The sequence below is a fragment of the Promicromonospora sp. NFX87 genome (genome assembly GCF_048564965.1).
In the GTDB taxonomy this organism is placed as follows: Bacteria; Actinomycetota; Actinomycetes; order Actinomycetales; family Cellulomonadaceae; genus Promicromonospora.
Genome location: NZ_CP183413.1, coordinates 2,400,037 through 2,423,246, shown reverse-complemented (window position 1 = coordinate 2,423,246; position 23,210 = coordinate 2,400,037). Strand labels below are relative to the sequence as shown.

General features: G+C 71.5%; 18 protein-coding genes. 5 read left to right on the top strand and 13 right to left on the bottom strand.

The genetic code is table 11. From position 1 onward, the window contains the following. The first annotated feature begins 45 nt into the window (after positions 1–45). Entirely contained in the window at positions 46–402 is a 357-nt protein-coding gene (locus ACNYC2_RS10810) for a UBP-type zinc finger domain-containing protein (RefSeq protein ID WP_419707011.1), read from the top strand. 15 nt (positions 403–417) lie between these two features. Here the strand turns inward: ACNYC2_RS10810 and ACNYC2_RS10805 are convergent, their stop codons facing one another. Further along, complete coding sequence (locus ACNYC2_RS10805) at positions 418–2,079, bottom strand: FAD-dependent oxidoreductase (RefSeq protein WP_419707010.1); 1,662 nt, start codon at positions 2,077–2,079, stop codon at positions 418–420. A 39-nt stretch (positions 2,080–2,118) separates the two neighbouring features. Further along, a complete protein-coding gene (locus tag ACNYC2_RS10800) occupies positions 2,119–2,949 on the bottom strand; it encodes an alpha/beta fold hydrolase (protein WP_419707009.1) in 831 nt (276 codons plus the stop codon). Between the two features lie 212 nt (positions 2,950–3,161). Between ACNYC2_RS10800 and ACNYC2_RS10795 the strand changes: the two genes are divergently transcribed. Next, complete coding sequence (locus tag ACNYC2_RS10795; RefSeq protein ID WP_419707008.1) at positions 3,162–3,935, top strand: SDR family NAD(P)-dependent oxidoreductase; 774 nt, start codon at positions 3,162–3,164, stop codon at positions 3,933–3,935. Positions 3,936–4,036: 101 nt separating this feature from the next. Here ACNYC2_RS10795 and ACNYC2_RS10790 read toward each other — a convergent pair whose 3' ends face one another. Next, on the bottom strand, positions 4,037–8,719 hold the full coding sequence (locus ACNYC2_RS10790) for a S8 family serine peptidase (protein WP_419707007.1): 4,683 nt from the start codon (positions 8,717–8,719) through the stop codon (positions 4,037–4,039). A gap of 264 nt (positions 8,720–8,983) precedes the next feature. Here ACNYC2_RS10790 and ACNYC2_RS10785 point away from each other — a divergent pair, with 264 nt between their 5' ends. Beyond that, positions 8,984–10,468, top strand: a complete 1,485-nt coding sequence (locus ACNYC2_RS10785; protein ID WP_419707006.1) for a glycerophosphodiester phosphodiesterase family protein — start codon at positions 8,984–8,986, stop codon at positions 10,466–10,468. A 186-nt stretch (positions 10,469–10,654) separates the two neighbouring features. Here ACNYC2_RS10785 and ACNYC2_RS10780 read toward each other — a convergent pair whose 3' ends face one another. The 10 genes from ACNYC2_RS10780 to ACNYC2_RS10735 form a co-directional block, all read right to left on the bottom strand. After that, positions 10,655–11,092: a hypothetical protein gene (locus ACNYC2_RS10780; protein WP_419707005.1), complete on the bottom strand. Its 438-nt coding sequence runs from the start codon at positions 11,090–11,092 to the stop codon at positions 10,655–10,657. A 19-nt stretch (positions 11,093–11,111) separates the two neighbouring features. Further along, positions 11,112–11,375: a hypothetical protein gene (locus tag ACNYC2_RS10775; protein ID WP_419707004.1), complete on the bottom strand. Its 264-nt coding sequence runs from the start codon at positions 11,373–11,375 to the stop codon at positions 11,112–11,114. Further along, positions 11,372–13,471, bottom strand: a complete 2,100-nt coding sequence (locus ACNYC2_RS10770) for a hypothetical protein (RefSeq protein WP_419707003.1) — start codon at positions 13,469–13,471, stop codon at positions 11,372–11,374. The genes ACNYC2_RS10775 and ACNYC2_RS10770 overlap by 4 nt, the downstream gene beginning before the upstream one ends. Positions 13,472–13,657: 186 nt before the next feature. Further along, on the bottom strand, positions 13,658–14,998 hold the full coding sequence (locus ACNYC2_RS10765; RefSeq protein WP_419707002.1) for an FAD-binding oxidoreductase: 1,341 nt from the start codon (positions 14,996–14,998) through the stop codon (positions 13,658–13,660). 124 nt (positions 14,999–15,122) lie between these two features. Continuing rightward, the gene (locus ACNYC2_RS10760; RefSeq protein WP_419707001.1) at positions 15,123–15,950 is read right to left on the bottom strand and encodes a helix-turn-helix transcriptional regulator; all 828 of its coding nucleotides are present in this window, start codon (positions 15,948–15,950) and stop codon (positions 15,123–15,125) included. Beyond that, positions 15,928–16,929, bottom strand: a complete 1,002-nt coding sequence (locus ACNYC2_RS10755) for an SDR family oxidoreductase (protein ID WP_419707000.1) — start codon at positions 16,927–16,929, stop codon at positions 15,928–15,930. The genes ACNYC2_RS10760 and ACNYC2_RS10755 overlap by 23 nt, the downstream gene beginning before the upstream one ends. Positions 16,930–17,043: 114 nt before the next feature. After that, positions 17,044–17,805, bottom strand: coding sequence for a DUF427 domain-containing protein (locus tag ACNYC2_RS10750; RefSeq protein WP_419706999.1), 762 nt, complete (start codon positions 17,803–17,805; stop codon positions 17,044–17,046). Positions 17,806–17,922: 117 nt separating this feature from the next. Next, positions 17,923–18,708 carry an SDR family NAD(P)-dependent oxidoreductase gene (locus tag ACNYC2_RS10745; RefSeq protein ID WP_419706998.1) on the bottom strand — a complete coding sequence of 262 codons (786 nt, stop codon included), beginning with the start codon at positions 18,706–18,708 and terminating at the stop codon, positions 17,923–17,925. Between the two features lie 50 nt (positions 18,709–18,758). Continuing rightward, on the bottom strand, positions 18,759–19,736 hold the full coding sequence (locus ACNYC2_RS10740; protein WP_419706997.1) for an alpha/beta hydrolase: 978 nt from the start codon (positions 19,734–19,736) through the stop codon (positions 18,759–18,761). A gap of 67 nt (positions 19,737–19,803) precedes the next feature. Further along, the gene (locus ACNYC2_RS10735) at positions 19,804–20,109 is read right to left on the bottom strand and encodes a putative quinol monooxygenase (RefSeq protein WP_419706996.1); all 306 of its coding nucleotides are present in this window, start codon (positions 20,107–20,109) and stop codon (positions 19,804–19,806) included. Positions 20,110–20,266: 157 nt separating this feature from the next. Between ACNYC2_RS10735 and ACNYC2_RS10730 the strand changes: the two genes are divergently transcribed. Further along, positions 20,267–21,184, top strand: coding sequence for an AraC family transcriptional regulator (locus ACNYC2_RS10730; protein ID WP_419706995.1), 918 nt, complete (start codon positions 20,267–20,269; stop codon positions 21,182–21,184). Between the two features lie 141 nt (positions 21,185–21,325). Then, positions 21,326–23,122, top strand: coding sequence for a discoidin domain-containing protein (locus tag ACNYC2_RS10725; RefSeq protein WP_419706994.1), 1,797 nt, complete (start codon positions 21,326–21,328; stop codon positions 23,120–23,122). The last annotated feature ends 88 nt before the right edge of the window (positions 23,123–23,210 follow it).

Genomic DNA, 23,210 nt, shown 5'->3' with positions numbered 1-23,210 from the left:
AGCGCGTGGAAGCCCGGTCACGGACCTGACGAAGGAGACGACACCATGACAGAGCAGTTCGACCCGCTGATCGTCGTCGGTGTGCCGCCCAGTGGTCTGGGCTGCCAAGAGTGCTTGTCGACCGGAACTGGTTGGTGGCTGCACCTGAGAAGGTGTGCCACGTGTGGCACTGTCGGGTGCTGCGACAGCTCGCCGGCCGGCCACGCGTCGCGGCACGCGCGTGAGACCGGTCATGCGATCATCCAGAGCTTCGAGCCGGGTGAGGACTGGTTCTACGACTATCGCACCGACCGATCGGTCCCCGGGCCACGGCTTGCCCCTCCGGACAGCCGCCCTCTCGAACAGCCGAGCCCGGCGCCCCTGGACCGCCTACCGTCCGACTGGCTCGACCGGCTGCGCTGAACCGACGGCCGCGTCTCACGCCGTCGCGCCTCGTTGCTGCGCGAGCATCAGGTGGACGGAGGCGACGGCGCCGGCTCCCTCCCCCACGGCCGAGGCGACCCGCTTGACGGATCCGGCCCGCACGTCGCCGGCGGCGAAGACGCGCGGGAGGCTGGTCTGGAACGGGAGCACCGGGGCGGGTGGGGCAGGATCGCCTGGGTCCACGCGAGTGCCGGTGAGCAGGAACCCGTGGGCGTCTCGTTGTAGGCCGGGGAGCCAGTCGGTGTCCGGGTCCGCGCCGATGAAGCAGAACAGGGTATGGCTGCGCAGCTCGCGGTCGGCGGTGCCTGTCGTGCGCAGGACGACGCCGTGGAGCTCGTCGTCGCCGGTCAGTCCGACCACCTGCGTCCGGGTCCTGACCTGCACCATGGGGTGGGCCTCGAGCCGCCTGGCCAGGTACGTGGACATGCTCTGCCGGATGCTGTCGCCGCGGACCACCAGGTTGACCAGCGAACCGCGTGACGCCAGGAAGAGAGCTGCCTGTCCCGCTGAGTTCGCGCCTCCGACCACCGTCACGGGCAGGGTGACGCAGTCCCTGGCATCGAGCTCCGTGGCCGAGTAGCGAACGTGTCCGAGCTGCTCGAACTCCGCCAGACGTGGTACCGGGAGGCGGCGGTAGCGGGCGCCGCTGGCGATGATCACCGCCCGGGCCCGCAGATGCGTACCGTCAGCCGCGCTCAGGACGGGTCCGGCCGGGTCGGACGCGTCCAACGCCATGACGTCGCACGGTGCGTACAGCTGCGCGCCGAACTTCAGGGCCTGGACCAGGGCCAGGCGCGTCAGCTCCTCGCCGCTGACGCCGCTCGGAAACCCGAGATAGTTCTCGATCCGCGAGCTGGTCGCCGCCTGTCCGCCCGCGGCTCCGGAGTCGAGTATCACCGTCACGAGTCCCTCCGAGGCCCCGTAGACGGCTGCCGCCAGCCCCGCGGGGCCGGCGCCGACCACCACCAGGTCCACGTCGTGCCGCGAGTCGTCATAGGCGAGTCCTGTTGCCTCGGCGACGTCATGGGGAGTCGCCCTGCGCAGGACCCGGTCCGAGACGATCGCGACAGGAAGGTCCTCCGCGACCAGGCCATGAGCGGCGAGGAGCGCCTGGGCGGGGATCGAGTCCACCTCCAGCACCAGGTGCGGCAGCAGCAGCCGGGCGGCGAAGGCCCGCAGTGCCCGTGTCCGGTCCGAGTTGGGCGCTCCGATGATCTCCAGGACGCTCCCCGCCGTGTCCTGGATGAGGCGGCGGCGGACGCTGAACGCCTCGACGATCACGTCGGCGATGTCGACCTGCTCTCCGAGCACCGTGCGAAAGCTCTCCGCCCGGACCCGGACCACGGTGCCAGGGCGTCTGACCCGTGCGGTGAGGAACACCGACTGCCCGGTGAGCATGCTCAGTTCCCCGGTGAAGTCTCCGTGGCACCGCGAATACACGACGTGCTCGGGCTCGGTGCCCGTGGCATCACGCACGACGTCGACGATCGCGGACTCGATCAGGAACAGGTCGTACCGCCGGTCACCGGTGGCGTACAGGACGTCGCCCGCGGCGACCTGCTCGCGTTCGCCGTACGCGGCGAGGCGGCGGAACTGCTCGGGGCTCAGCGCCGGCGCCACTGCGCCGGCGCCGGTCTCGGGACCGGCACCGGACATGGCCCGTCCTCCTTTCGTGCGGGTGTGTTGATCGACAGGTCAGCGGGTGGTCTCTCGGGCCGCCCGCTCGATGAAGGACGTGGTCGTGTCCGGGCGGGAGGCGAACACCATGTGCGAGGCCCCTCTGACCGTCTGTACCGTTGCTCCCGCCCGCTGGGACATGTACCTCTGGGCGGCCGGAGGGATGATCTTGTCGGCGCCGCTGATCAGGGCGTAGCTCGGGATCGTGTGCCACGCCTGCTCGCCCGCGGCCGGCTCCCCGAGTGCCACGTTGGTGGCCGGGCGCTGTGTGATCGCGTAGAGCGCGGCGTCCTTGGCGGGCAGGTCGGGCGCGAACCGCTCATGGAACACCTCGGGATCGATGTAGAGGTCGACCACCCCGTCCGACAGCGGCACGGCCTTGAGGGACTCACCGACGGTGCTCCCGGGGAACATGCCCGTCAGCTGCTCCGCGTTCTCACCGGTCTCCGGGATGTATGCCGCCACGTACACCAGTGCCTTCACGTTCTCGTTCCCGGTGGCGGCCGTGGAGATGACCAGCCCGCCGTACGAGTGCCCGACCAGCACGATCGGGCCCTCGATGCTGTCGAGCAGGGCGGAGAGCTGCTCGGCGTCGGAGCTGACCGATCGGAGCGGGTTGGCCGCTGCGACAACCGGGTAACCGTCGTCGGTGAGCCGACGGCTGACCGCGTTGAAGCCGCTGCCGTCGGCGAACGCGCCATGCACGAGGACGATCGTCGGCTTGCCGGCCGGAGCGTGGTGGTGTCCGCTCGGGTGGGCCTCCGCCGTCGTCACGGCGAACAAGCTGATGCTCGCGACGACGAAAGCCGCCGCGGCGGCGACAAAGCCTTTGAGTCTCTTCCTGATCATGATCCCGCTCCCTGTTGTCCAGTGCGTTCGGCGGGTCCCGAGTGGGTCCACCGCTCACGACGCTAGGAGCCACCGGTGTACGGGCCGTAGACGGGCATGGCGCCGTCGGCACTCCCGGTGGAGCCGCACTGGATCGACGCCGACGCACCGATCAACTAGCCGTCCACACGAGCCGATCAACATGCCATCAGGCAGATCGAAGGGATACGCAGATGCGGATCGACCTGACCGGGCGGGTAGCACTCGTGACCGGTTCCAGTGCCGGCATCGGCCGTGCGATCGCGACCTCGCTCGCCCGAGCGGGAGCGAACATAGTGGTCAACGGCCGCGACGAGGGGCGGGTCACGGCCGTCGCGCAGGAGCTCGGCGGACTCGGGATCGCCGCCGATGTCGCCACCGCGGAGGGCGCGGAACGCCTTGTCGCGGAGCTGCCCAGGGTCGACATCCTCGTCAACAACACTGGCGCCTTCCCGGCACGCCCGGTATTCGAGATCGACGACGCCGAGTGGCGGGAGCTCTTCGAGATCAACGTTCTCTCCGGGATCCGGCTCACCAGGCACTACGCCCAGGAGATGGCGGCGCGGGGGTGGGGAAGAGTCGTGTTCATCTCCAGCGAGGCGGGTGTCCAGCCACCCACCAACATGGTGCACTACGGCACCACGAAGACCGCACAGCTCGCGGTGGCGCGCGGCTACGCGCAGGCCCTCGCCGGCACAGGAGTGACCGTGAACAGCGTGCTCGCGGGCCCGACCCTGAGCGACGGCGTCCTGGCCATGTGGGACGACATCTACCCGGGACTGTCCCGCGAGGAGCAGGAGGGCCGGTTCATCGAGGACGGCCGGGTAGCCGGATCACTCATCGGGCGGCTGATCCGGCCCGAGGAGGTCGCACACCTGGTGACCTACCTCGCGTCTGACTACTCCTCGGCCACGACAGGCCGGGCGCTCGGTGTGGATGGAGGGCTCGTACCGACGATCCTGCCGTAGCACGGCGCCACCGTGCCGACTCTCAGCGCGGACAAGGTCAGGAGGCCGGCCGCGCACAGCCGACCTCCTGACCGCCCTTCGACCGGGTCAGGGTCTCAGGCTCACCGGCGAACCTCCACGCTCGTACTCGCCTCCGAGGCAGCGAGGTCCTCGGTGCCGCCGTACTCCGCGGTGATCGTGTACCCACCGGACCGCAGCAGCGGCGGGACCAGCACGTCGGCCCGGCCGTGGCGCAGCTTCACGGTGCGCTCGTACGGGTGCCGGTCACCCTCGCGGCCGACCGTGACGGTCACCCGGCCCGACGGCGTCACATCATCGGCGGACACGGTGACCTTCACCAGGAACGGCTCCAGCGGGCGGACCGAGGACGGCGCCTTGATCTGCGTGCTGGTCGCTGCGGGCAGCAGGTCGGCGGGCACCAGCGCACTGACCGTGGTGCGGTGCACGCCGCCCTCGTCGGTGCCGGCGTAGACCCAGGCGCCGTCCGGGCTCACGGTCAGGGACCGCACCGACATCGCCGTGAGGTCCTTGGACGCCGACGCCCAGGTGGCGCCGCCGTCGGCCGAGACGAACACCCCGGCGCCGTTGGCCGCCAGGCCGTACGGGCGCCAGCGAGCGGCGCCGGCGACCAGGAGCTCGGTGCCCGCGGCCGGGCCGTCCGGCACCTCGACGGCCACGAACGTGCCCACCGCGGCGGACGTGTTCGGCACCTCGGCCTCCGCGAAGGTCTCGCCGCCGTCGGTGCTGACCCGGATGCCCGGCGTCTCACCGACCACCACGTGGTCGGTGTCGGCCGGGTCGACCCAGACCGACCGCGTGTCGTCCTCCGTCAACCGGATGATCGTCCTGCCGAGGTCGTCCGACCGGTACAGGCCGGTCGTCGTGGCGAGCCAGAGTCGTTCCGGGGTCTCGGGATCGAAGGCGACCTGGTTGATCCGCAGCTGGTGGGGATAGGTCGTCCAGTGGGCGAACCCGTCCTGGGAGACCATGACTCCCGCCTCGTGCTGGGTCACGAAGGACACGGCGACGGTGTCCCCACCTTCGCCCGTCGCCTCGTGCGGCGAGACGGCGAGGCTCAACGCCTTGAACCCGCCGTACGGCCCGACGTCGGTCAGGTCGCCGTCGCCGGCGCCGGAGGTGCCGATGCGGATCTTGCCCAGCCCGAGCGCGTCCGCGCCGATGGCCCAGACGGCCTGGTCGCCCACCGGTGACTGAACCACCTCGTCGAGCTGGAACCCGATCCAACCCTCGTGACCGGAAGGTCCCCAGTCCGGCGTGTCCGCCGAGATGTCGGCGAGCGGCCGTGTGTGCAGACCGTAGTCGTCCACGGCACGCAGCACGGGCTCACCCTCGGCGTCCGTGCCGACCTCGACGTCGTAGACGTCGGTGCCCGGGACACCGGTGCGGTCCCAGTGCTCTCCGTCGTCGGTCGCGTAGTACCCGGCGGCCTCCATCGCGAGGACGATGCTTCCGGTGGGCTTGCCGGGCCAGTGGTCGACGTCGGTCGCGAGCGAGCCGTCGACGGGTAGCGGGTGCGTGACCCAGGTGGCGCCCCCGTCGTCGCTGGTGCTGTAGCTCGACAGACCTGCGGCGTACACGGTGCCCTCGACCAGCGAGGCCTGCGTGACGTAGGACTGGCCGGTGTCCGGACCCTTGGTCCAGGTCGCACCGCCGTCGGAGGAGATCAGCGCGAGGCCGTCCCCCTGGATGGCGACCGCGGCGGTCCCGTCACCGACGACGCCCTGGGGGAAGGGGTCCGCGGCAGTGGTCGTGTAGGTCTGCGTGACCTCGCTGCCGCCCGCCAGGACGTCCGCGACGCGATAGATACCGTGATAGGTGGTGATCAGCAGGTCGTCACCGGCGAAGGCGGCATTGGTCACCGCACCGTCCCAGGCCGGGGCGACCCGGCGCCAGTCCTGCCCGCCGTCCTTGCTGAGGTAGACGCCGTCGTCGGTGACCGCGGCCAGCGCGTCACCCTGGGTGACGAGCTCTGCGATCGCGACGTCGGGGAACGGCAGCACCGTCCAGGTGGCACCCGCGTCCGGGGTGTGCACGATGCGGCCGGCGTAGCTCGGGTCCATGACCGCCCTGCCGGAGGAGCCGTTCAGAGCGACGTAGAACCCGCCGGGCGTGGTCGTGTCGGCCACGGGGATGCCCCAGCCGTCGGCGACGGGCATGCTGCGCACCCGCCGCCAGGTCGCGCCGTAGTCGGTGGTGACGAACGGGTGCACACCCGTGGACGCCATGGCCAGGCCGGTTCCCGGAGCCGTCGGCGACGTGGCCAGGGCCCTGGCCACACCGGTGCGTCCGACCTGCTCCCACGCGCCGGACTGGTCGGCGCCCTCGGACTGCACGCCGCCGGTGCCGGTCAGGGTGCGGCCGGTCACCGTCGCGCGGGCAGTGATCCTGTAGGTACCCGGCTCGTCGAGCGGCACGGTGCCGCGGTACCAGCCAGGGCTGGTGCCGACGGCGGTGAGCGTCGCGGCGTACTCCTCGCCGGACGGGGCGGTCGCCCGCACGGTGGGCGCCGCCTCGGGCGCCATCGGCGTGTGGACGAACACGTCGGAGCTGCCGGTGGCCAGCGACGGCGAGGACTGCACGTACAGCGGGCGCACGTAGGACGCGTACGGGACGCGCACGGTCGTGCCGTCCGAGACGGAGCCGACCACGACGCCGGAGGTCTCGCCGTCGATCTCGCCGGCCTTCGGGGTGACCGTGAGGTCGACCGAGGCCTGACGGCCCGCCGCGATCCGTAGCTTCCGGGTGGACAGGTCGACCTCGCCGGTGCTGCTCTCCGACGCCTCGGCGGAGAGCCGGACGGTCACCGCACGGTCGCCGGAGTTGCGCAGCACGACGGTGCTGGTGCGGGTCGGATCCGAACCCATGTCGGCCAGCCCCAGGGAGAGGGCGTCAGGGACGGCAGTGACCTGCTGGTCGACTGCGGCGGCGACGTCCAGCTTGCCGGCGCCCTGGGCGGACGGCGACGCGTCGGCGTCGTCGGACTTCAGGGTTTGCGCGCTGCCGATGAGGGTCGCGCGCAGCTGCTCGGCGCTCTGCTCGGGACGCGCCTGGGCCAGCAGCGCGACCGCCCCGGCGACGTGCGGCGCGGCCATCGACGTGCCGGACATCCGGTACTGGTCGCCGTCCACCCCGTACATGGCCGGGATGTCGGACATGATCTCGAAGCCGGGGGCGACGATCTCGGGCTTGAGCGTCATGGCGTCGCTCGGGCCGCGGGAGCTGAAGCCGGCGATCGTGTCGGTCCGGTCGACCGAGCCGATGGTGCCTGAGACGGTGCCGGCCGCGATCTCGGACTTGAAGGTCTGGAGGTGGGCCGAGCTGATGTTCATCATGACCAGGGACTCGCGGCGCAGGTCGAAGCCGCTGCCGGCCAGGACGTTCGCGGACCCCTGGGGGCCGGAGCCGTGGTCGCCGGTCGGGTCGGTCGCGCTGGGCGCGTAGAGCAGGGCGCCCACGGCCCCGTGCTCCTCGGCGAGCTGGGCCTGTGTCAGGTGCGGCAACTGCAGCTCGCCCAAGGAGGTCGTGGTGACGCTCTGCATGACCACGATTGCGCTGCGCACGTCACCGGCCTGCGTGTAGTCCTCCTCGTCGAGTCCGTCGCCGACGTCGACCAGCTCTCCCGTGATGCCTTCGGCCGGCGGGTTGGCCGACATCGGGAAGCGGGTGACGTCCAGCGGGCGGGGCTCGTCGCCCGACCGTGCGCCGTCGAGGGTCAGGGTCGGGTCGGCGACGCCGGTCACGGTCGCGCCGACGGCGATGACGCCCTCGGCGGCGGCCGGCGAACTGACGCTCTGGTCGCTCGGTCCGGAGTTGCCCGCGGCGGCCACCACCACGACGCCCTGCCGCACAGCAGCGGTCGACGCACGTCCCAGCGGGTCGGTGCCGTCGCCGGGCGTGCCGAGGCTCATGTTCACGACGTCGGCCGGGTAGTCGCCCAGCGGATCGATCGCAGCCTCCAGCGCGAGCAACAAGCCCTCGATGGTGCCGCCGCCGCCCGCGTCCATGGCCTTCCACGCCGTGAGCGTGACGTCGGGCGCCATGCCGGTCAGGTTGTCCCCGCCGGCGCCGACGATGCCCGCCACGTGGGTGCCGTGCATGTGGTCGTCCATCGGGTCGGCGTCGTCGTTGATGAAGTCATAGCCGTCCACGACGCGGTGCCCGGGCCCGAACCCACCACCCAGGTCGGCCAGCGTGTAGTCGATTCCGGTGTCGATGATCGCCACGGTGCGGCCCTCGCCCGTGACGGGGGTGCCGTCGGCGTCGGTGCGGTCCCAGACCTGCGGCGCGCCGGTGGCGGGGATGTTCGCCTCGTCGCCGAGGATCCGCACCGGGGCGTCCTTGGTCACGCGCGCGACGCCGGGGGCAGAGCGCAGCTCGGCCAGATCGGCCGGGTCCACGGTGGCGACCATCGCGTCGAGCACGCCGGTGACCGACTTCGGGTCGTCGAGCTCGACATCGTTGCGCTCGAGCCACGACGTGACGCCCTGCTGCGCGTCAGTGACGGTGTCGACAGCAGCACGATAGTCGGCAGCGAACGCGCTCCGCGCGGTGGCCTGCCGTGCGCGGGCCGCGGCGACCTCCTCGGTACCGACCACCTCGGCGGCAGTGGGAGCGTCGAACTCGATGATGACCCGCACAGGAGCGGCGTCAGGTGTGGCATCCGGCGCCGCGACGGCGGCACCCGGACACAGGATCACAGAGGCCGAGACGAGGGTGCTCGTGACGAGAACACCCCAGCGGCGGCCGGAGGACGAAGGTTGCATGGGGGTTGTCTAGTGACTGCCGACCCCTGGGGGCAATGGCCGCGGTGACCGCATCCGGCCACTGGCCGGTGGCGGCCACAAGTGTTTACACAGCCGACACGCAGCATGACAGGCTCCGGGCGGGTTCGGCGATCGCGGCAGCGTCCGCCCAGCACCCCGGAAGGCCGCATGCCGACCTGGATGTGATGAACGTTCAGCGAGTGTTCAGCGTTTCGCCGTGGGCGCGCCTCCCGGGCGGCCCGCGGCGAAGCGAGAGTCACGTGCATGAGTGCACGCAAGCATGTCCGCGTCGGTGCCGTCGTCGTCGCGACCGCACTGGCGCTGTCCAGCGCCGTCGCCGGCGCCGTCGAGTCAGGCACCCGGCAGGCGACCGCCGTCGGCCACGCAGTCGCCGACGTGGCGGCCCAGCGGGGCTCCGACCTCGGTGGTCCCGGGCACGGCGGCTCGACTCCTGCCGAGCGCGCCTACCGCGACCTGCTCGACCACGGCCCTCAGGCCAAGATCCTCACCGCCGCGCATCGCGCGCAGTGGCGTGTCGCCCCGGAGAACAGCATCCCCGCGATCGTGGCGGCGTTCGAGGACGGCGCCGAGATCGTCGAGCTGGACGTCCAGCTCACCGCCGACGGCGTCCCCGTCCTGATGCACGACACCACCGTGGACCGCACCACCGACGGGACCGGCCGGGTCGACAGCCTCACCCTGGCGCAGATCGAGCGGCTGCGCCTCAAGCAAGGGCTGGGCGGGAGCCAGGCGGCGCTCACCGACGAGCGCGTCCCCACGCTCGAGGACGCCATGCGGCTCGCGAAGCACCGAGGCCTGGTCAACCTGGACAAGGGCTGGCCGTTCCGCGAGGAGATCTGGGACGTGCTCGTCGACACCGGCACCGTCCACAACGGCATCTACAAGTCAGACGCTCCGGTGGCAGAGGTCCAGGCCTTCCGTTCGACGCACCAGGGCGCCGTCTACATGCACATCGTGACGGACACCAACATGGCGGCCGTCGACCAGTTCGGCGACGACCAGCCGGTCGCCTACGAGGTCAACTTCGACAGCACCGCGGACGCCGTCGCGCGTAGGCCGTTCCTGGACCGAATCGCGGCGAAGAGCCGCGTGTGGAGCAACACGATGTGGAACGGGCTGTCGGAACGGATGACCGACGAGGCGTCGCTGATCGACCCGCTGCGCGGCTGGGAGGCGCTGGTGCGCGGTTACCGCACCACGGTCTTCCAGACCGACGACGTCGTACACCTCGAACGCTGGCTCGCCACCGGCGTCGGCGACCCGCTGCCGCGTGGCGGCGTGCGCGTCCAGGCGGAGGACTTCGTGCCCGGCGAAGGGGCCGGATACCACGACCTGGACGCCGCGAACCGCAGCAACCTGCAGATGCGGCCCGGCGAGGGCGTGGACATCCAGGACACCGACGGGGCGGTGAGCCTCGGCTGGATGCGCGGCGGTGAGTGGCTCACGTACGAGGTCGTGGTCCCGCGGGACGGCACCTACGAGGTCTCGGTCCGGGCCTCGTCGCCGTACTCGCCGGCCGGCACCTACACGGTGGCGTTCGACGACGGTGCTCCCAGCGCCCCGGTCGCCGTCCGGAACACCACCAGCCACGCGAAGCAGGAGCTCCAGCCGAGCGGCGTGACCCAGCGGCTCACCCGGGGCACGCACACGCTCCGGATCAGCCTGCCCGAGAACGCCTACCAGAACTGGAACCTGGACTACGTCCAGTTGGACCCAGAACGAGGCTGAGGCCGCCATCCCTGTTACCTGCACCGATGGCACCACCGACCTCGTGCCCATCCGCTACAGCTCCTTACAGGGGACCGTCTCACGAACCGGCCCGGCCGCGACCTGACCAACCCACGCCTGTGCCCACGAGCCCTGGAACCGCGGCCAGGCAACGCACCTGCTGGTTGTCATAGGCAGCACTGGGCGTCACTCCGGCGGCTCGCGGAGCGCGCGGCGGGCCTTGATTGCAACCGCCAGGGCAAACTCGGCGCTGTAGACAAGGAGGTGAGCCGCCAACCCAGCCCCGGCCCCGAACCGAAGAGACAGTGCGACCGCTGCCAGTACAGCCAGGACGACTGCGGCCGCCATGAGGAACACGCTGCGTAGCACTCTGGGAATTCGCGTAAGCGCGACCGCTGTGGGCTTCACTCGGTCAACGATCCACAGGAATCCTAGCGTGGCAGAGATGATCGATACTGGTGCCATTATGGCGACAAGGTTAGCCATATCCATCACTGCGGCCACAACTGTTACTACAACACATAACGCAAATATTCCGACGGTCTGAATAAAGTACGTCGCAGCGTTTGCGCGGCTGATGAACAAAGCCTCACGCTCAGCGTCTTTGCGACGTTCCTTCGTCATCGGTTATCACCATCCGAGTTCACCGCAGAATCTCCGACCCACCCGCCGACGCCGAGCAACAGGTCGCTGACGTGAGGCGCCCTGTTTCGAAGAAGAAGGTCCCAGAAATGCCACGATCACCGCTGCCCATTTCTCGGGCCACTTCATGGCCTGCGCGCGCGGCCGAGCGGCCCACGTGGGACTGCATGTCGATCCGCACGACGGCCGTCGTGCGAACGTTCAGGATGACGGCAAAGGCGGGGGCGGCGGCGAGGGCGACCTCTAGGCCCATGCTTCGGCTCACGTCAGCAGCGTGGTGATTGCGTCGAGAATTCTCCGACGCAGGTTGTCGTCGTCCCAGACGAGGCTGTCCCAGCTGCCGGAGGTGACGACGCGAGCGTCCTGCTCCGCAAGCGCGCGCAGTCCGGGAACAGCGTCGGCGTCGCCCATCTCAGCGAGCAGGTCCACGCCGTCGAAGCTGCCCCACGGCCCCGCGATCTCCTCGAGGAGCAGCGGAACGAGACCTGCTGTAGCACCGCCGGCACGCCAGAGCGCGCGGGCCGCCGGAACCCGTGCAGCGCCCTGGAAGGGCTCAGTGCGTTCCGCGAGGTCCCGCAATACTGGGACAAACGGTTCGAGGAGTTCGGGCGGAAACTCCGCCAACAACTCGGCCGCTCGGGCCGCGGGCCTCTCCCCCGCTTGCAGCACCGCGTCCAGGGTCGGGGCCACGGCATCGGTGTCCCCCACTGCGCGCCAGACCACGCGAGCAGCGGCGACCTGGAGCTCGCGGTCCGGGTAGGTCTCGGCAGCGCGTCCCGTCAGGAATGTGCCCAGCCGCGGGACCAGCGACGCCGCGTCAGGCCCGGCCTCGGCGACCACGTTCAGATCCCAGTCGGTGAACCCATGGCCGCTGTCCAGGAGCCCCGCGGCCACCGCAACGAGCGGCGCAGGATCATCAGACAGCTGGTGCAGGGCACGGGCAGCCCGCAGCGCGGGAAGCCCGGCCCCGTCGGCCGCCGCGCGGAGCGCGGCCTCTGCGTCACGAGCCGCCGGGCCGATCGCAGCCAACGCCATGGGAACACCGTACGGAGCCACGGGGAGCGCGTCGACGAGGACGTCGAGGGCGGGTACCGCAGCCGACCCCCAGCCCCTGAGGACTGCGATGAGCGGCGCCGGACCGTCCGGCCACCCTGCGGGGGTCGCCCACTCGGCGCGTTCGCTCGCCGAGGCATCGAGCACGGTCGCCAGTCGGGCGCGGATGGCGGTCAGGGCGTCAGGGTCGAAGGACGGGATGTGGTCGCCGAGCAGCCGCAGCGCGTCCGGCGACTGGCCACGTTCCCATGCAGCGGTCAGCGCTGGAATGACGCGGTCGTCCCGGAGCCGGGTCAGGACGGCAATCGCCATGTTCGCAGGACCGCGGTGGTCAGCGACGTCGCCGAGTGCCAGGTGCGCCAGTTCCGGCGCCAGGCTCGACGCCGCGTGACCAGCATCGGCGGCTGCAGCGACAGCAGCCGCCACGACGCCCGCGTCGTCGTCGGCCAGAAGCTCGCGGAGGTGCCCAATCGACTCCCGCGCGGCCGACCGGCTGGCACGTGAGCGGAGGGCGAGGTTCTCCGCCTGACGGACACGACTTTGCGCAGAGCCAGTCCCCATCATCGTGACAACGGTCCGCGCGGCGACGGCGTCGAGGCGTTCGATCACACCGTCGAACCGTGTGAGGGACTCCGGCCAGGCGCCATTCCACTCCGCTTCCCGCTTGATCGCGGCCGCAAGGTGTTCCAGCGCCTCGCCGGGCACCGCGCGCCCTGCGTCGAGGAGCACATGGGCCACAGCGAGCGGGACCGGGAACGAATCTCGCGATGCGGCCTCGGCCACCGGGAGGCCGACAGCAGGAGCGACAACGCACAGGCCCAGCAAGATGCCCGCCCGGACCTGCGGGTCACCCTCAGCCTCCCACCGTGCGGCCAGAGCCGACGCAGCTTTGTCACCGCCACCCGAGTGGGCGACTGCGTAGGTGGCAGCCTCACGGACCGCCACTTCGGGGTCCTCCAGCAGCGGCAGGAGCCGGTCTGAGTGGGCGCGCAAAGCCGCCCGGACCGCGGGCAGAGCGCTGCCGTCGCTCATGTTCGAATCTCCGAACCCGCCCAGCGCGAAGCACAGAGCATCCCGGTGGTGAACAGCACGACCAGCAGCCAGGTCCACGATGAACGGCACCGCGACCGCAGTCACGGGATAGACAGTCCCCTGGTGCCAGATGGAGGAAAAGAACTCATCGAGCGCCTCACCCGCAACCCCCTCGTCCGGCGAAGCGAGCCCTCGCAGAATCTCGGCCGCATCGCCCGCGGGCCCATAGGCCCCGCCGGAGCTGTCCCAGTTGATCGTGTCCAGGTCCTCAAGCACCGCGCGAGCCTATCCGCTGACCACCGGTCGAGGCCGACAACGGGACGATGGCGAGATGTCGACCAGCCAGCCAAGACCCTGGGGTGAAGTGGCTCCGGCAGCCCGATTAAGGCCCACCGGCGCAAGAACCCGTCCTACGCGCGCGCCGCCCCGATCAGAGGCGACGCCCGCGCTCCCACCGCTCCCCTACTTCGGCCGAACGTTGTGGTTGTGCGCGAAGAGGTTGTTCGGGTCGTACCGCCGCTTGACCTCCGCCAGCCGCTCATACGTCTCAGCCGGGTAGACAGCAGCCACGTCGTCGTCGGTGGCCGTCGTCAGGAAGTTGGCATAGGCGCCGCTCACGTGCGGGCCGAGCTTCTCCCAGATCGCGTCCAGGCCGGCGCGCGCAGCCTCGACGACGTGCACCGGGCCGCCCACCAGGGTGGCGACCATCAGCTCCGCCTGCCGGTGCGCGTAGGCGGTGGCGTCACCAGGAACCCGGGCGACCGCGCCACCCACGCTGCGGATCGCGATCGACGGCGACCCGGGCGACGTCCCGACCTCGGCCAGGATCTGCAGGACCTCGGCCACCGACTCCCGCTCGACGAAACCGTCGTGGGCGAGCACCTCGATACCCGGCGGCGGGGACCCGCCCTCCACGAGGATGTCCGCGTAGGCGTGCGGCGCGACGTCGTCGTCCAGGACGGTGCCGAGCGCGCGGATCGGGGCGAACGCCCGGGCGGCTGCCTCCGGGTCGTCGCCGTCGAAGGCGACGTGGATCTCCACCGGCGCCTCCGGGCCGCCGGCCAGCGGGTTGGCGAGGTTCGCGATCGACGTGACCTCCTCCGGCGCGGTGCGCAGGTAGTCCGCCCAGCCCTGGAGCACGTCGACCGCCTCGGCCTGCGGGAACGTGACCTTGCCGAAGACGACCTCCGTGGTCGGGTGCGCCTCGAACCCGAACGATGTCACGACGCCGAAGTTGCCGCCGCCGCCACGGATCGCCCAGAACAGGTCGGGGTTCTCGTCGGCGCTCGCGGTCAGGACCGCGCCGTCGGCGGTGACGATCTCGGCGGCGACCACGGTGTCGAGCGCCAGGCCGTACCGCCGGACCTTCCAGCCGATGCCACCGCTGAGCGTCAGCCCACCCACACCGACGCTCTTGGTGTCGCCTGCAGAGATCGCCAGGCCGTGCGGGGCCAGCGCCTCCGCGACCTGGCCCCAGTGGGCGCCGCCGCCGATCCGTACCAGGTGGCGCTCGCGATCGACGACCTCCACGGCCGCGAGCAGGCTCAGGTCGATGACGATGCCGCCGTCGTTGGTGCCGAACCCGGCGAAGCTGTGGCCGCCGCCCCTGACGGACAAGGTGAGGCCGGAGCCGGCCGCGAACCGGACGGCGGCCCGCACGTCGTCGGTGCTTCCGGGGCGCAGCACGTAGGCGGGGCTCCCCGCGGCCAGCTTCGAGCGGCCGACCGCCTCGTACTCGGCGTCGCCCGGCTCGATGATGTCGCCGCCGAAGCCGCGGCGGAGGGTCTCGATCGGTGAGGTCATGATGTTCCTTCCCCAGGGGCGCGGTGCGCGGTGCACCGCCGCAGTAGTGACCCGCCAGGCCCGCGAGATGTGACCGCGGACGATGTGAGGGCCGCCACAGGGCAGTGCTCCGGAGCGCCGCCGATCAGACCGCGCCCACCACCGCGAGCAGGCGCAGCCGCTCGGCGCTCTCCGTGCCGGGCACCGCCGTGAACACCGTCAGTGCCTGGTACTGGTCCGGGTCGAGCAGCGTCTGCCCGTGCAGCTCGATCAGCCCCACCTCCGGGTGGTTCAGCCGTTTGGGCTCGCAGTAGGGGCCGAGCACGGGGTGCTCGTCCCACAGCCGCGCGAACTCGGGGCTGCGGCCGCGCAGGCCGGCCGCGAGCTCGCCCGCCGGCGACGTCGGCCCCGTCTGCGCGTGGACCGCGGCGAGCCGGGCCGTGAGGGTGCGGCCGTGCCGGTCGTGGTCCTCCTCCGGGATCCGGTCCCGGCTGCGCGGATCGGTGAACCACCGGTAGACCCGGGCCTGCTCCGGACCGGTGTACGTGGTCTCGTCGCCGAGGAGCGCCGCGGCGAGCCGCGTCTGGCGCAGGGTCACGCCCAGGACGTTCTCGACCTGCGCGGGCGCGTCCGCCAGCCCGTCCAGGATCCGCATCAGGCCGGCGTTGATGTGGTCGCTGCGCCGGACGCGGCGCGGCAGGGCGTGCCCCGCGAGCTCGACCAGCCGGTCCCGCTCCTCGAGCGTGAGGTGCAGGCCCTGGGCGATGGCCGCGAGCACCTGCTCTGAGGGCACCGCCCCGCGGCTCTGCTCGATCCTGCTGTAGTAGTCCGCCGAGACGCCGCTCAGCGCGGCGACCTCCTCGCGCCGCAGGCCGCTCGTGCGCCGGCGCGGCCCGCGCGGCAGCCCCACGTCCTCCGGCTGGAGCGCCTCCCGGCGGGCGCGCAGGAACTCACCGAGCTGCTCGCGATCCATCGACCTCACCTCGTTCTCCGAGCGCAGCGTCAGGAAACCGCACGCCCGTCATCTTCTCGGACGCCGCCCACAGGCGCGCAGCTGCCACCTCGTCGGTGGCGGACCGGTAGACCCGCTGCCTGGCGGATCCGCCGGTGAAGTGGCCGATGCCGTCGGGGCCGTAGAACGTCCCGCCGTCCGCGGCCGGGTCGGTGGCGGCCTGCAGCGCGGGCAGCAGCCCCTGCTCGACCGGCTGCACGAAGATCCCCAATGCGAGCAGCCGCCGCATCACGGCGTCGATCCGCGGCGGCTCCGCGCTGCCGAGGCCCGGCCCCGCGGTGTACAGGCCCGTGTAGGTGGTCCCGGGATGGGCCGCGTTGCTCACGATCCCCCAGCCGTGCGCCCTGCTGCGCCGGTCCAGCTCGAGGGCGAACATCAGCTGGGCCAGCTTCGAGAGGTTGTAGGCGCGCACCGGCGAGTAGTCGCGCTCGCTGTTGAGGTCGTCCCAGTCCAGGCGCCCGAACCGCGCTGCCGCGCTCGACATCGTGGTGACGCGCGCCCGGGAGCTGCTCAGGAGCGGCAGCAGGTGCCCGACGAGCGCCATGTGCCCCAGGTGGTTGGTGCCGAGCTGGAGCTCGAAGCCGTCCGCCGTGGTGGTGCGGGTCGGCGGCGTCATCACTCCCGCGTTCGCGACGAGCAGGTCGACCGGCCGGCCCTCGGTCAGGAGGTCGCCCGCGAGCGCCGCCACCGACTCGAGCGACGCGAGGTCGGCGGGGCGCGTGGTGACGACGACGCCGGGCACGGCGGCGCGCAGCCGGTCGGTGGCCGCGCGGCCCTTCGCCGGGTTGCGTACGGGCAGCACGAGCTCGGCGCCGGCGCGGGCGAGGCGTTCGGCGAGGCCCAGCCCGATCCCGTCGCTGGCTCCGGTCACGACGGCGCGTCTGCCGGTCAGGTCCGGCACGACGACGTCGGGCCGCTGGGCGGGGTTCTTCTTGCTCACTTGAGGTTCCTCTCACGCCGGTCTGTGTCCACACCAGCGTGTGCGCGCCCGGGTTCCGGATCCAGGTCCAGGTTGTCCGTGGCTGGCACCCGGGCGGCTGGCACCGTCGGCGGACTATGGCCGGCCGATCCGCTCGCCGTCGACGTGGACCTCGAGGTCCGCGCTCTGCTCGGGCCAGAAGCAGACCAGTCCGGCGACCGCCAGCCCCTCGCGCAGCGGTGTGTCGTAGCCCCAGACAACGTCGGGCAGCTCGAGCTCGCCGACCCTGAGCGTCCAGTACGCGGCGGTGCCCTTGTACGCGCAGTAGCTCACCGTGTCGGTCGGCGTGAGCAGGTCCATCCGCACGTCGACCCGCGGGAGGTAGTACCGCGGTGGCTGGCCGGACTGGACCAGGACGACGGGGCGGCGCGACTCGGCGACCACCACCCCGCCCGCCACGACGCGGACGTGCCGGCTGGAGGGCATCGCGTCGACCCGGACGTACGGGTCGCGGGCATGGGTGTGGATCACCTCTTCCTCGGCGAGCCATGTGTCGAAGGCCGACCAGGCCAGGGTCGTCATGGTGCGCAGGTGTTCGACGGGCGCCTCCGGGTACCGCTGGGCCGCGCCTGCCAGCACCTGGTCACCCACCACGACGTCGTACCTCTCGCTCGGACCGAGGGTCCGGGACCGGCGTCCCGGACCTGCCGCGCGCAGCTCGGCCTGCACCTCACCCGGGGCGAAGAAGTACTGCGGGTAGTACGGGTGCTCCCAGACCAGCAGCGGCGGATCGGCGTCGGCCACCAGCACGCCCGAGCTGTAGGCGCGCACCCGGACCGATCCGGGCTCCACCGTCCCCGGCTGGACCACGACTGCCCGCTGCACGATGCCCGCCATCTTGTTCCTCACCTCTCGCCGCCCGTCCCTCGCCGCGGTCGAGCGGCGAGGTGTCCGTGTCCTTCCGGCTGTTCGACCGGCGAGCGCCGTGATGTGTGACCACCACGGCGCGACCCTTCAGAGCGCGAAGCCCCCGGAGACCTGGATGTCCTGGCCGGTGATCCACCCGGCGTCGGTCGAGACCAGGAACGCGATCACCCTGCCGACGTCCTGCGGCTCGCCGATCCGGCCGAGCGCGGTCCTCGCCGCGATGCCGTCGATGATCTCCGGGAAGCGGTCGAAGGCGTCGTCTCCGATCCGCGTGCGGGTGGGGCCGGGTGCGACCGAGTTGACGATGATGCCGCGGCCGGCGAGCTCGTTGGCCAGGTACCGGGTGGCCGTGACGAGGCCGCCCTTCATCCCCGCGTAGCCGGAGTACCCGGGCTCGGTGTCCCCCGGACGCACGGAGCTGCTCGAGACGTTCACGACGGCTCCGCCGTCCGCCAGCAGGGGCAGCAGAGCCTGGGTCAGGAAGTAGGGGCCCTTCAGGAGCACGCGGTAGTACTGGTCGAACGCGTCCTCGGTCATCTCGGTGAAGGGCAGCCCGCCACCGAAGCCGGCGTTGTTGACCAGGGCGCGGACCGTCGTCGCGCCCCACGCCGTCGAGATCGCCTCCGTCAGCTCCTGCCGGAAGGCGGGGAACTGGTCGCTGTGCGCGATGTCGAGCCGCAGGGCGACGGCGTCGCCACCTGCCTCCCGGACGAGGCGCACGGTCTCCTCCGCCTCCTGCGGACGGGAGTTGTACGTCGCGACGACGTGCATCCCGCGGCGGGCGATCTCGATCGCGGCGCCCCGCCCGATGCCCGCGCTGGCCCCGGTGACCACCACCACGGGAACGTCGTTGCTGTTCTGGTCCTGGCTCATCTCTTCCATCTCCCTGTTGTTCGTCTCTGTGTTGTTCACTTCTGTGTTGTTCACGAGCCGGCCCGCGCTTCCAGCACTCGGCGGAGCCAGTCGGCGCGTGTCCGGCGCGCCGCGATCGAGACCTGCGCCCCGGGCACGAGCGCGTCGAAACCGTGGAACCCGCCGGCCCACACGTGCAGCTCCGCGTGGCCACCGGCCGCCCAGATGCGGCTCGCGTAGCTGACGTCCTCGTCCCGGAATACCTCGGCCGAGCCGACGTCGACGTACGCGGGCGGTAGGCCCGACAGGTCGCCGGCCCGGGCCGGCGACACGTACAGCGAGACCTCGGCGTCCGGACCGGCGCCGAGCACGGAACGCCAGCCGAACGCGTTCGTGGCCTGGGTCCACGTCGCGGGGCCCTCGGCGAACTGGTGGCTCGATCCCGTGTCGTTGCGGTGGTCGAGCATGGGGCACACGAGCACCTGCGCCGCGATGGCCGGTGCCCCGCGATCCCGCGCCAGCAGGGCGACGCCGGCCGCCAGGCCACCTCCGGCACTGGTGCCCGCGACGACGAGCCGCGCCGGGTCGACGCCCAGGTCGGCGGCGTGCTCGGCCACCCAGGCCAGGCCCGCGTAGCAGTCCTCGACCAGGGTGGTGCCGCTCGCCTCCGGAGCCAGCCGGTAGTCCACGGTCACGACGACGGCGCCGAGCTCGTCGAGCCACTGCAGCGGGATGTCGAGGTTCGAGAACCGGTCCCCCAGCACCATCCCGCCGCCGTGCACCCAGTAGACGCAGGGCGCGGGCGTCGAGCGGTCGAGGCCCGGCGGGCTCAGGACGGTGAGCGGGACGGGCGAGCCGTCCGGGGCGGTGGCGGTGAGGTCGCGCCGGTCGACGGTGCGCCCCGTCGTGAGCAGGCTCTCGACACCCTCCGCCGTGGTGGCCGCCAGGCCACGAACCTGCGCGAGCGTGTCGGGGCCGAGGTTCGCGGCGGGGACGAGGTCGAGCAGCGGACGCAGCTCGGGATCGATCTCGGGACGGGTGATCGTCATGACATGTTCCTCTCAGGAAGGTTCGGGTTCGTCAGCGCGCGGGACGGCGCTACCAGGGGCCGGCGGCTCAGAGCTCGGCCTTGCCGCCGACCAGCACCTGGTCCGTGTACTCGGACTCCCCCGCCAGCAGCAGCTGCAGCTCGGCGACCAGGGCCTGCGCCTCGCTGGTCGCGAAGAAGGCGGCGTGGGCCTCCTCGCTCGTCCAGCCCTCGATGACGTGCACGACGTCGCCGTTGGCGGCCGAACGGCTGATCAGGAACACGGGGCAGTCCGTGCGGGACAGCGACGGGGCGTTCAGCAGCATCTCGACCAGGGCGTCGCCCTTGCCGGGCAGCGCGGTCAGGGTGGCCTGGAATCCGTGGCGAACGGTCATGTGAGTCTCCTCGGTGCGAGGGCTCCTGGGAGCCCGGTTGCTTGTGCCTCCATCACACCGCGCGGGCCCACTGCTGCGACACAACGATCGTCTTGACGACTTGCACGATCCTCCCGTGCCCGCGAGCATCGTGAACGAGCCGTGCCATGCTGGTGGCATGAACGGTGTAGACCTCGAAGAGTTGCGCACCCTGATCGCCCGCCATGCGCGGCGCGACACCCACGCGACGGCGCTCGACGACGTCCTGGTCTCGGCGGTCGACCGGTCCGCGCCGCCCGCGCCCTCCATGTCGGGCGTGGTCATGGCGCTGATCGCCCAGGGCTCGAAGCGGATCGCGCTCGGCAGCAGCGTGCACGAGTACGGCCCCGGGCAGTACCTGGTGGCGTCCGTCGACCTGCCGGTGACCGGCCTGTTCACCAAGGCCCGGCCCGACGAGCCGGCACTCGGCTTCGGGCTCGTCCTGCGACCCGCCCTGATCGCCGAGCTCCTCCTGGCTGCCGCACCCGGCGACCTCCCTCCGGCCAGCGCCGCCGCCCCGCCCGGCATGGTGGTCAGCGACGCCCCCGCGGCCATCGTCGACGCGGTCGTGCGACTGCTGCGGCTGCTGGACAGCCCGCGCGACGCCGCGGTCCTGGCGCCACTCGTCAAGCGCGAGATCCTCTGGCGTCTGATCACCGGGGAGCAGGGCGCCACCGTGCGCCAGCTCGGCCTGGCCGACAGCGGGCTCGCCCACATCGCCCGCGCCGTCCAGTGGATCCGGGAGCACTACGCGCAGCCCTTCCGCGTCCAGGACGTGGCGGCCCTGTCGGGCATGAGCGCCTCGGCGTTCTACCGGAACTTCCAGGCGGTCACCGCGATGAGCCCCATCCAGTTCCAGAAGCAGATCCGGCTCCAGGAGGCGCGCCTCCTGCTCGCCACCCGGCCCGGCGACGTAACGGGCGTGGGGCTACGGGTCGGCTACGACAGCCCGTCGCAGTTCAGCCGCGAGTACCGCCGGCAGTTCGGCCTCCCGCCCAGCCAGGACGCCGTCCTGCTGCGCGACGCGTCCGCCGGCCGCACGCCGGCGCTCGTGTAGGCAGTCGCCGCCGACGTATGCAGAGGCGAAAACTCCGCTCTTGACACGGTATCGCCCGCCCCACAGACTCCTTTTGCACCTGTGGCGGCAAAAGTCGCATGCCCGTCGCCATAAATGACAGAGTCGTCGATCGGAGCACCCATGCAGATCTCCCACTCGCCTGGCGCGCGCCTCCTGGGCGCGGCACTGACGGGCGGCGCGCTCCTCGCGAGCACGCTCGCCGCGACCCCGGCCGCCGCGGTCCCGTCCGGCGTCACCGCTCCCGCCATGACCACCACAGCGGCCGAAGCATGTGGAGCGGACGACGGGCTCCCCGACTCCAAGATCTCCATCCAGCTGTTCACCCACGTCGGTGAGCTCGGGTTCGGCACACCCTCCCCGGAGACGATCGACCGCGTGCTGGGCGAGGTGGCCAACGCCGGGTTCACCAACATCGAGCCGTTCAGCCAGCCCTACTCGATGCCGGTCGGCGACTACCAGGCGATCCTCGACAGGCACGACCTCGAGGTGTCCTCCAGCCACGGCAGCACGGACTGGGACACGTGGCCCGAGACGGTCGCCTACGCCGTCGCACTGGGACAGGACTACATCGGGACCGGCGGGATGGCGGGCAGCTACGGCACCTACGAGGAAGCGCTCGCGACGGCGGAGCACGTCAACCGGCTCGGGCAGTACGCGCACGAGAACGGCGCGAACAAGATCGCGCTGCACAACCACCAGAGCGAGTTCACCACGCGGTACCCCCACCCGGAGACGGGTGAGATGGTCAGCGCCTGGCAGGTCATCGAGGAGAACACCGACCCGCGCTACGTCACCTTCCAGCTCGACGTCGGCTGGGCCGCGGACGCCGGCATCGACGTCCCCGCGTGGATCGAGGAGTACGGCGACCGCATCGAGCTCCTGCACATCAAGGACGCGGTCAACGTCAACGCCGAGGGCGACCCGAGGCAGGTCGCCCTGGGCAACGGCGACATCGACCTCCCGGCGATCATCGCCGCATCCGAGCCGTACGTGCAGTACTACACCTACGAGTGGGACTACGCGCCGTCGTTCGAGTCCTCCGCGGAGTCCTACCGGTACCTGCGCTGCTACCTGGCCGAGGGCGGGGGCGACCAGTGCACCGGCGAGGACGAGGAGTCGCTGGCGCTGGGCCGGCCGGTGACGACGTCCAGCATCGACGACCCCGCTCGCACCGGCGAGATGGCGGTGGACGGCAACGCCGGCACCCGGTGGGGCAGCCAGTGGAGCGAGCCGGAGTGGATCGCGGTCGACCTCGGCGCGAGCTACGACCTCAGCCGCGTCGTGATCGACTGGGAGACGGCGTTCGCGTCGGGGTACGAGATCCAGACCTCGCCGGACGGCGACACCTGGACCACGGTGCACACCGTTACCGACGGCGACGGCTTCTTCGACGACATCGAGCTGTCGGGCACGGGCCGGCACGTGCGGCTCTACGCCACCGAGCGCGCGACGCAGTGGGGCTTCTCCCTCTACGAGCTGGAGATCTACGGCACGCCGACCGGCGAGGAGCCGCCGCCGGAGCCCGTGGCTCGCGGCGCCGGGTACTGGTCGTCGGAGTACCGGCAGGTCAACAACCCGGACTACACGGCCGACGAGCTGGTGTGCTTCCTGTCGGCGACGCGCGCGCAGAGCGACGTGTTCGACGAGGCGGTCGACCTGACCACGCTGGACGACGCCGTGCAGGTGCTGTGGGCGCCCAAGCACGACGAGTGGGTCGACGTCATCGACCGGCAGCTGCTCGCTGTGTGGCTCAACGTCGCGGCGGGTTCCGTCTCCCTCGAGGACCCGGTCGTCGGGGGCACCACGGTGGGCGACCTGCTGTCCGCCATCGAGGCCGCACGTCTCGACGCGGACACGACGAGGGCCGATCTCAGGGAGTACAAGGACGCGCTGGAGGGGGTGAGCGTCCGGCGCTGACCGGGAGGGTCCTCAGCTGGGGGTCGGGGTGCGTTCGTCGAGACGCCCCTCGACCCCCACCCGCAGTTGTCGGCGCGGGTTGACCTAC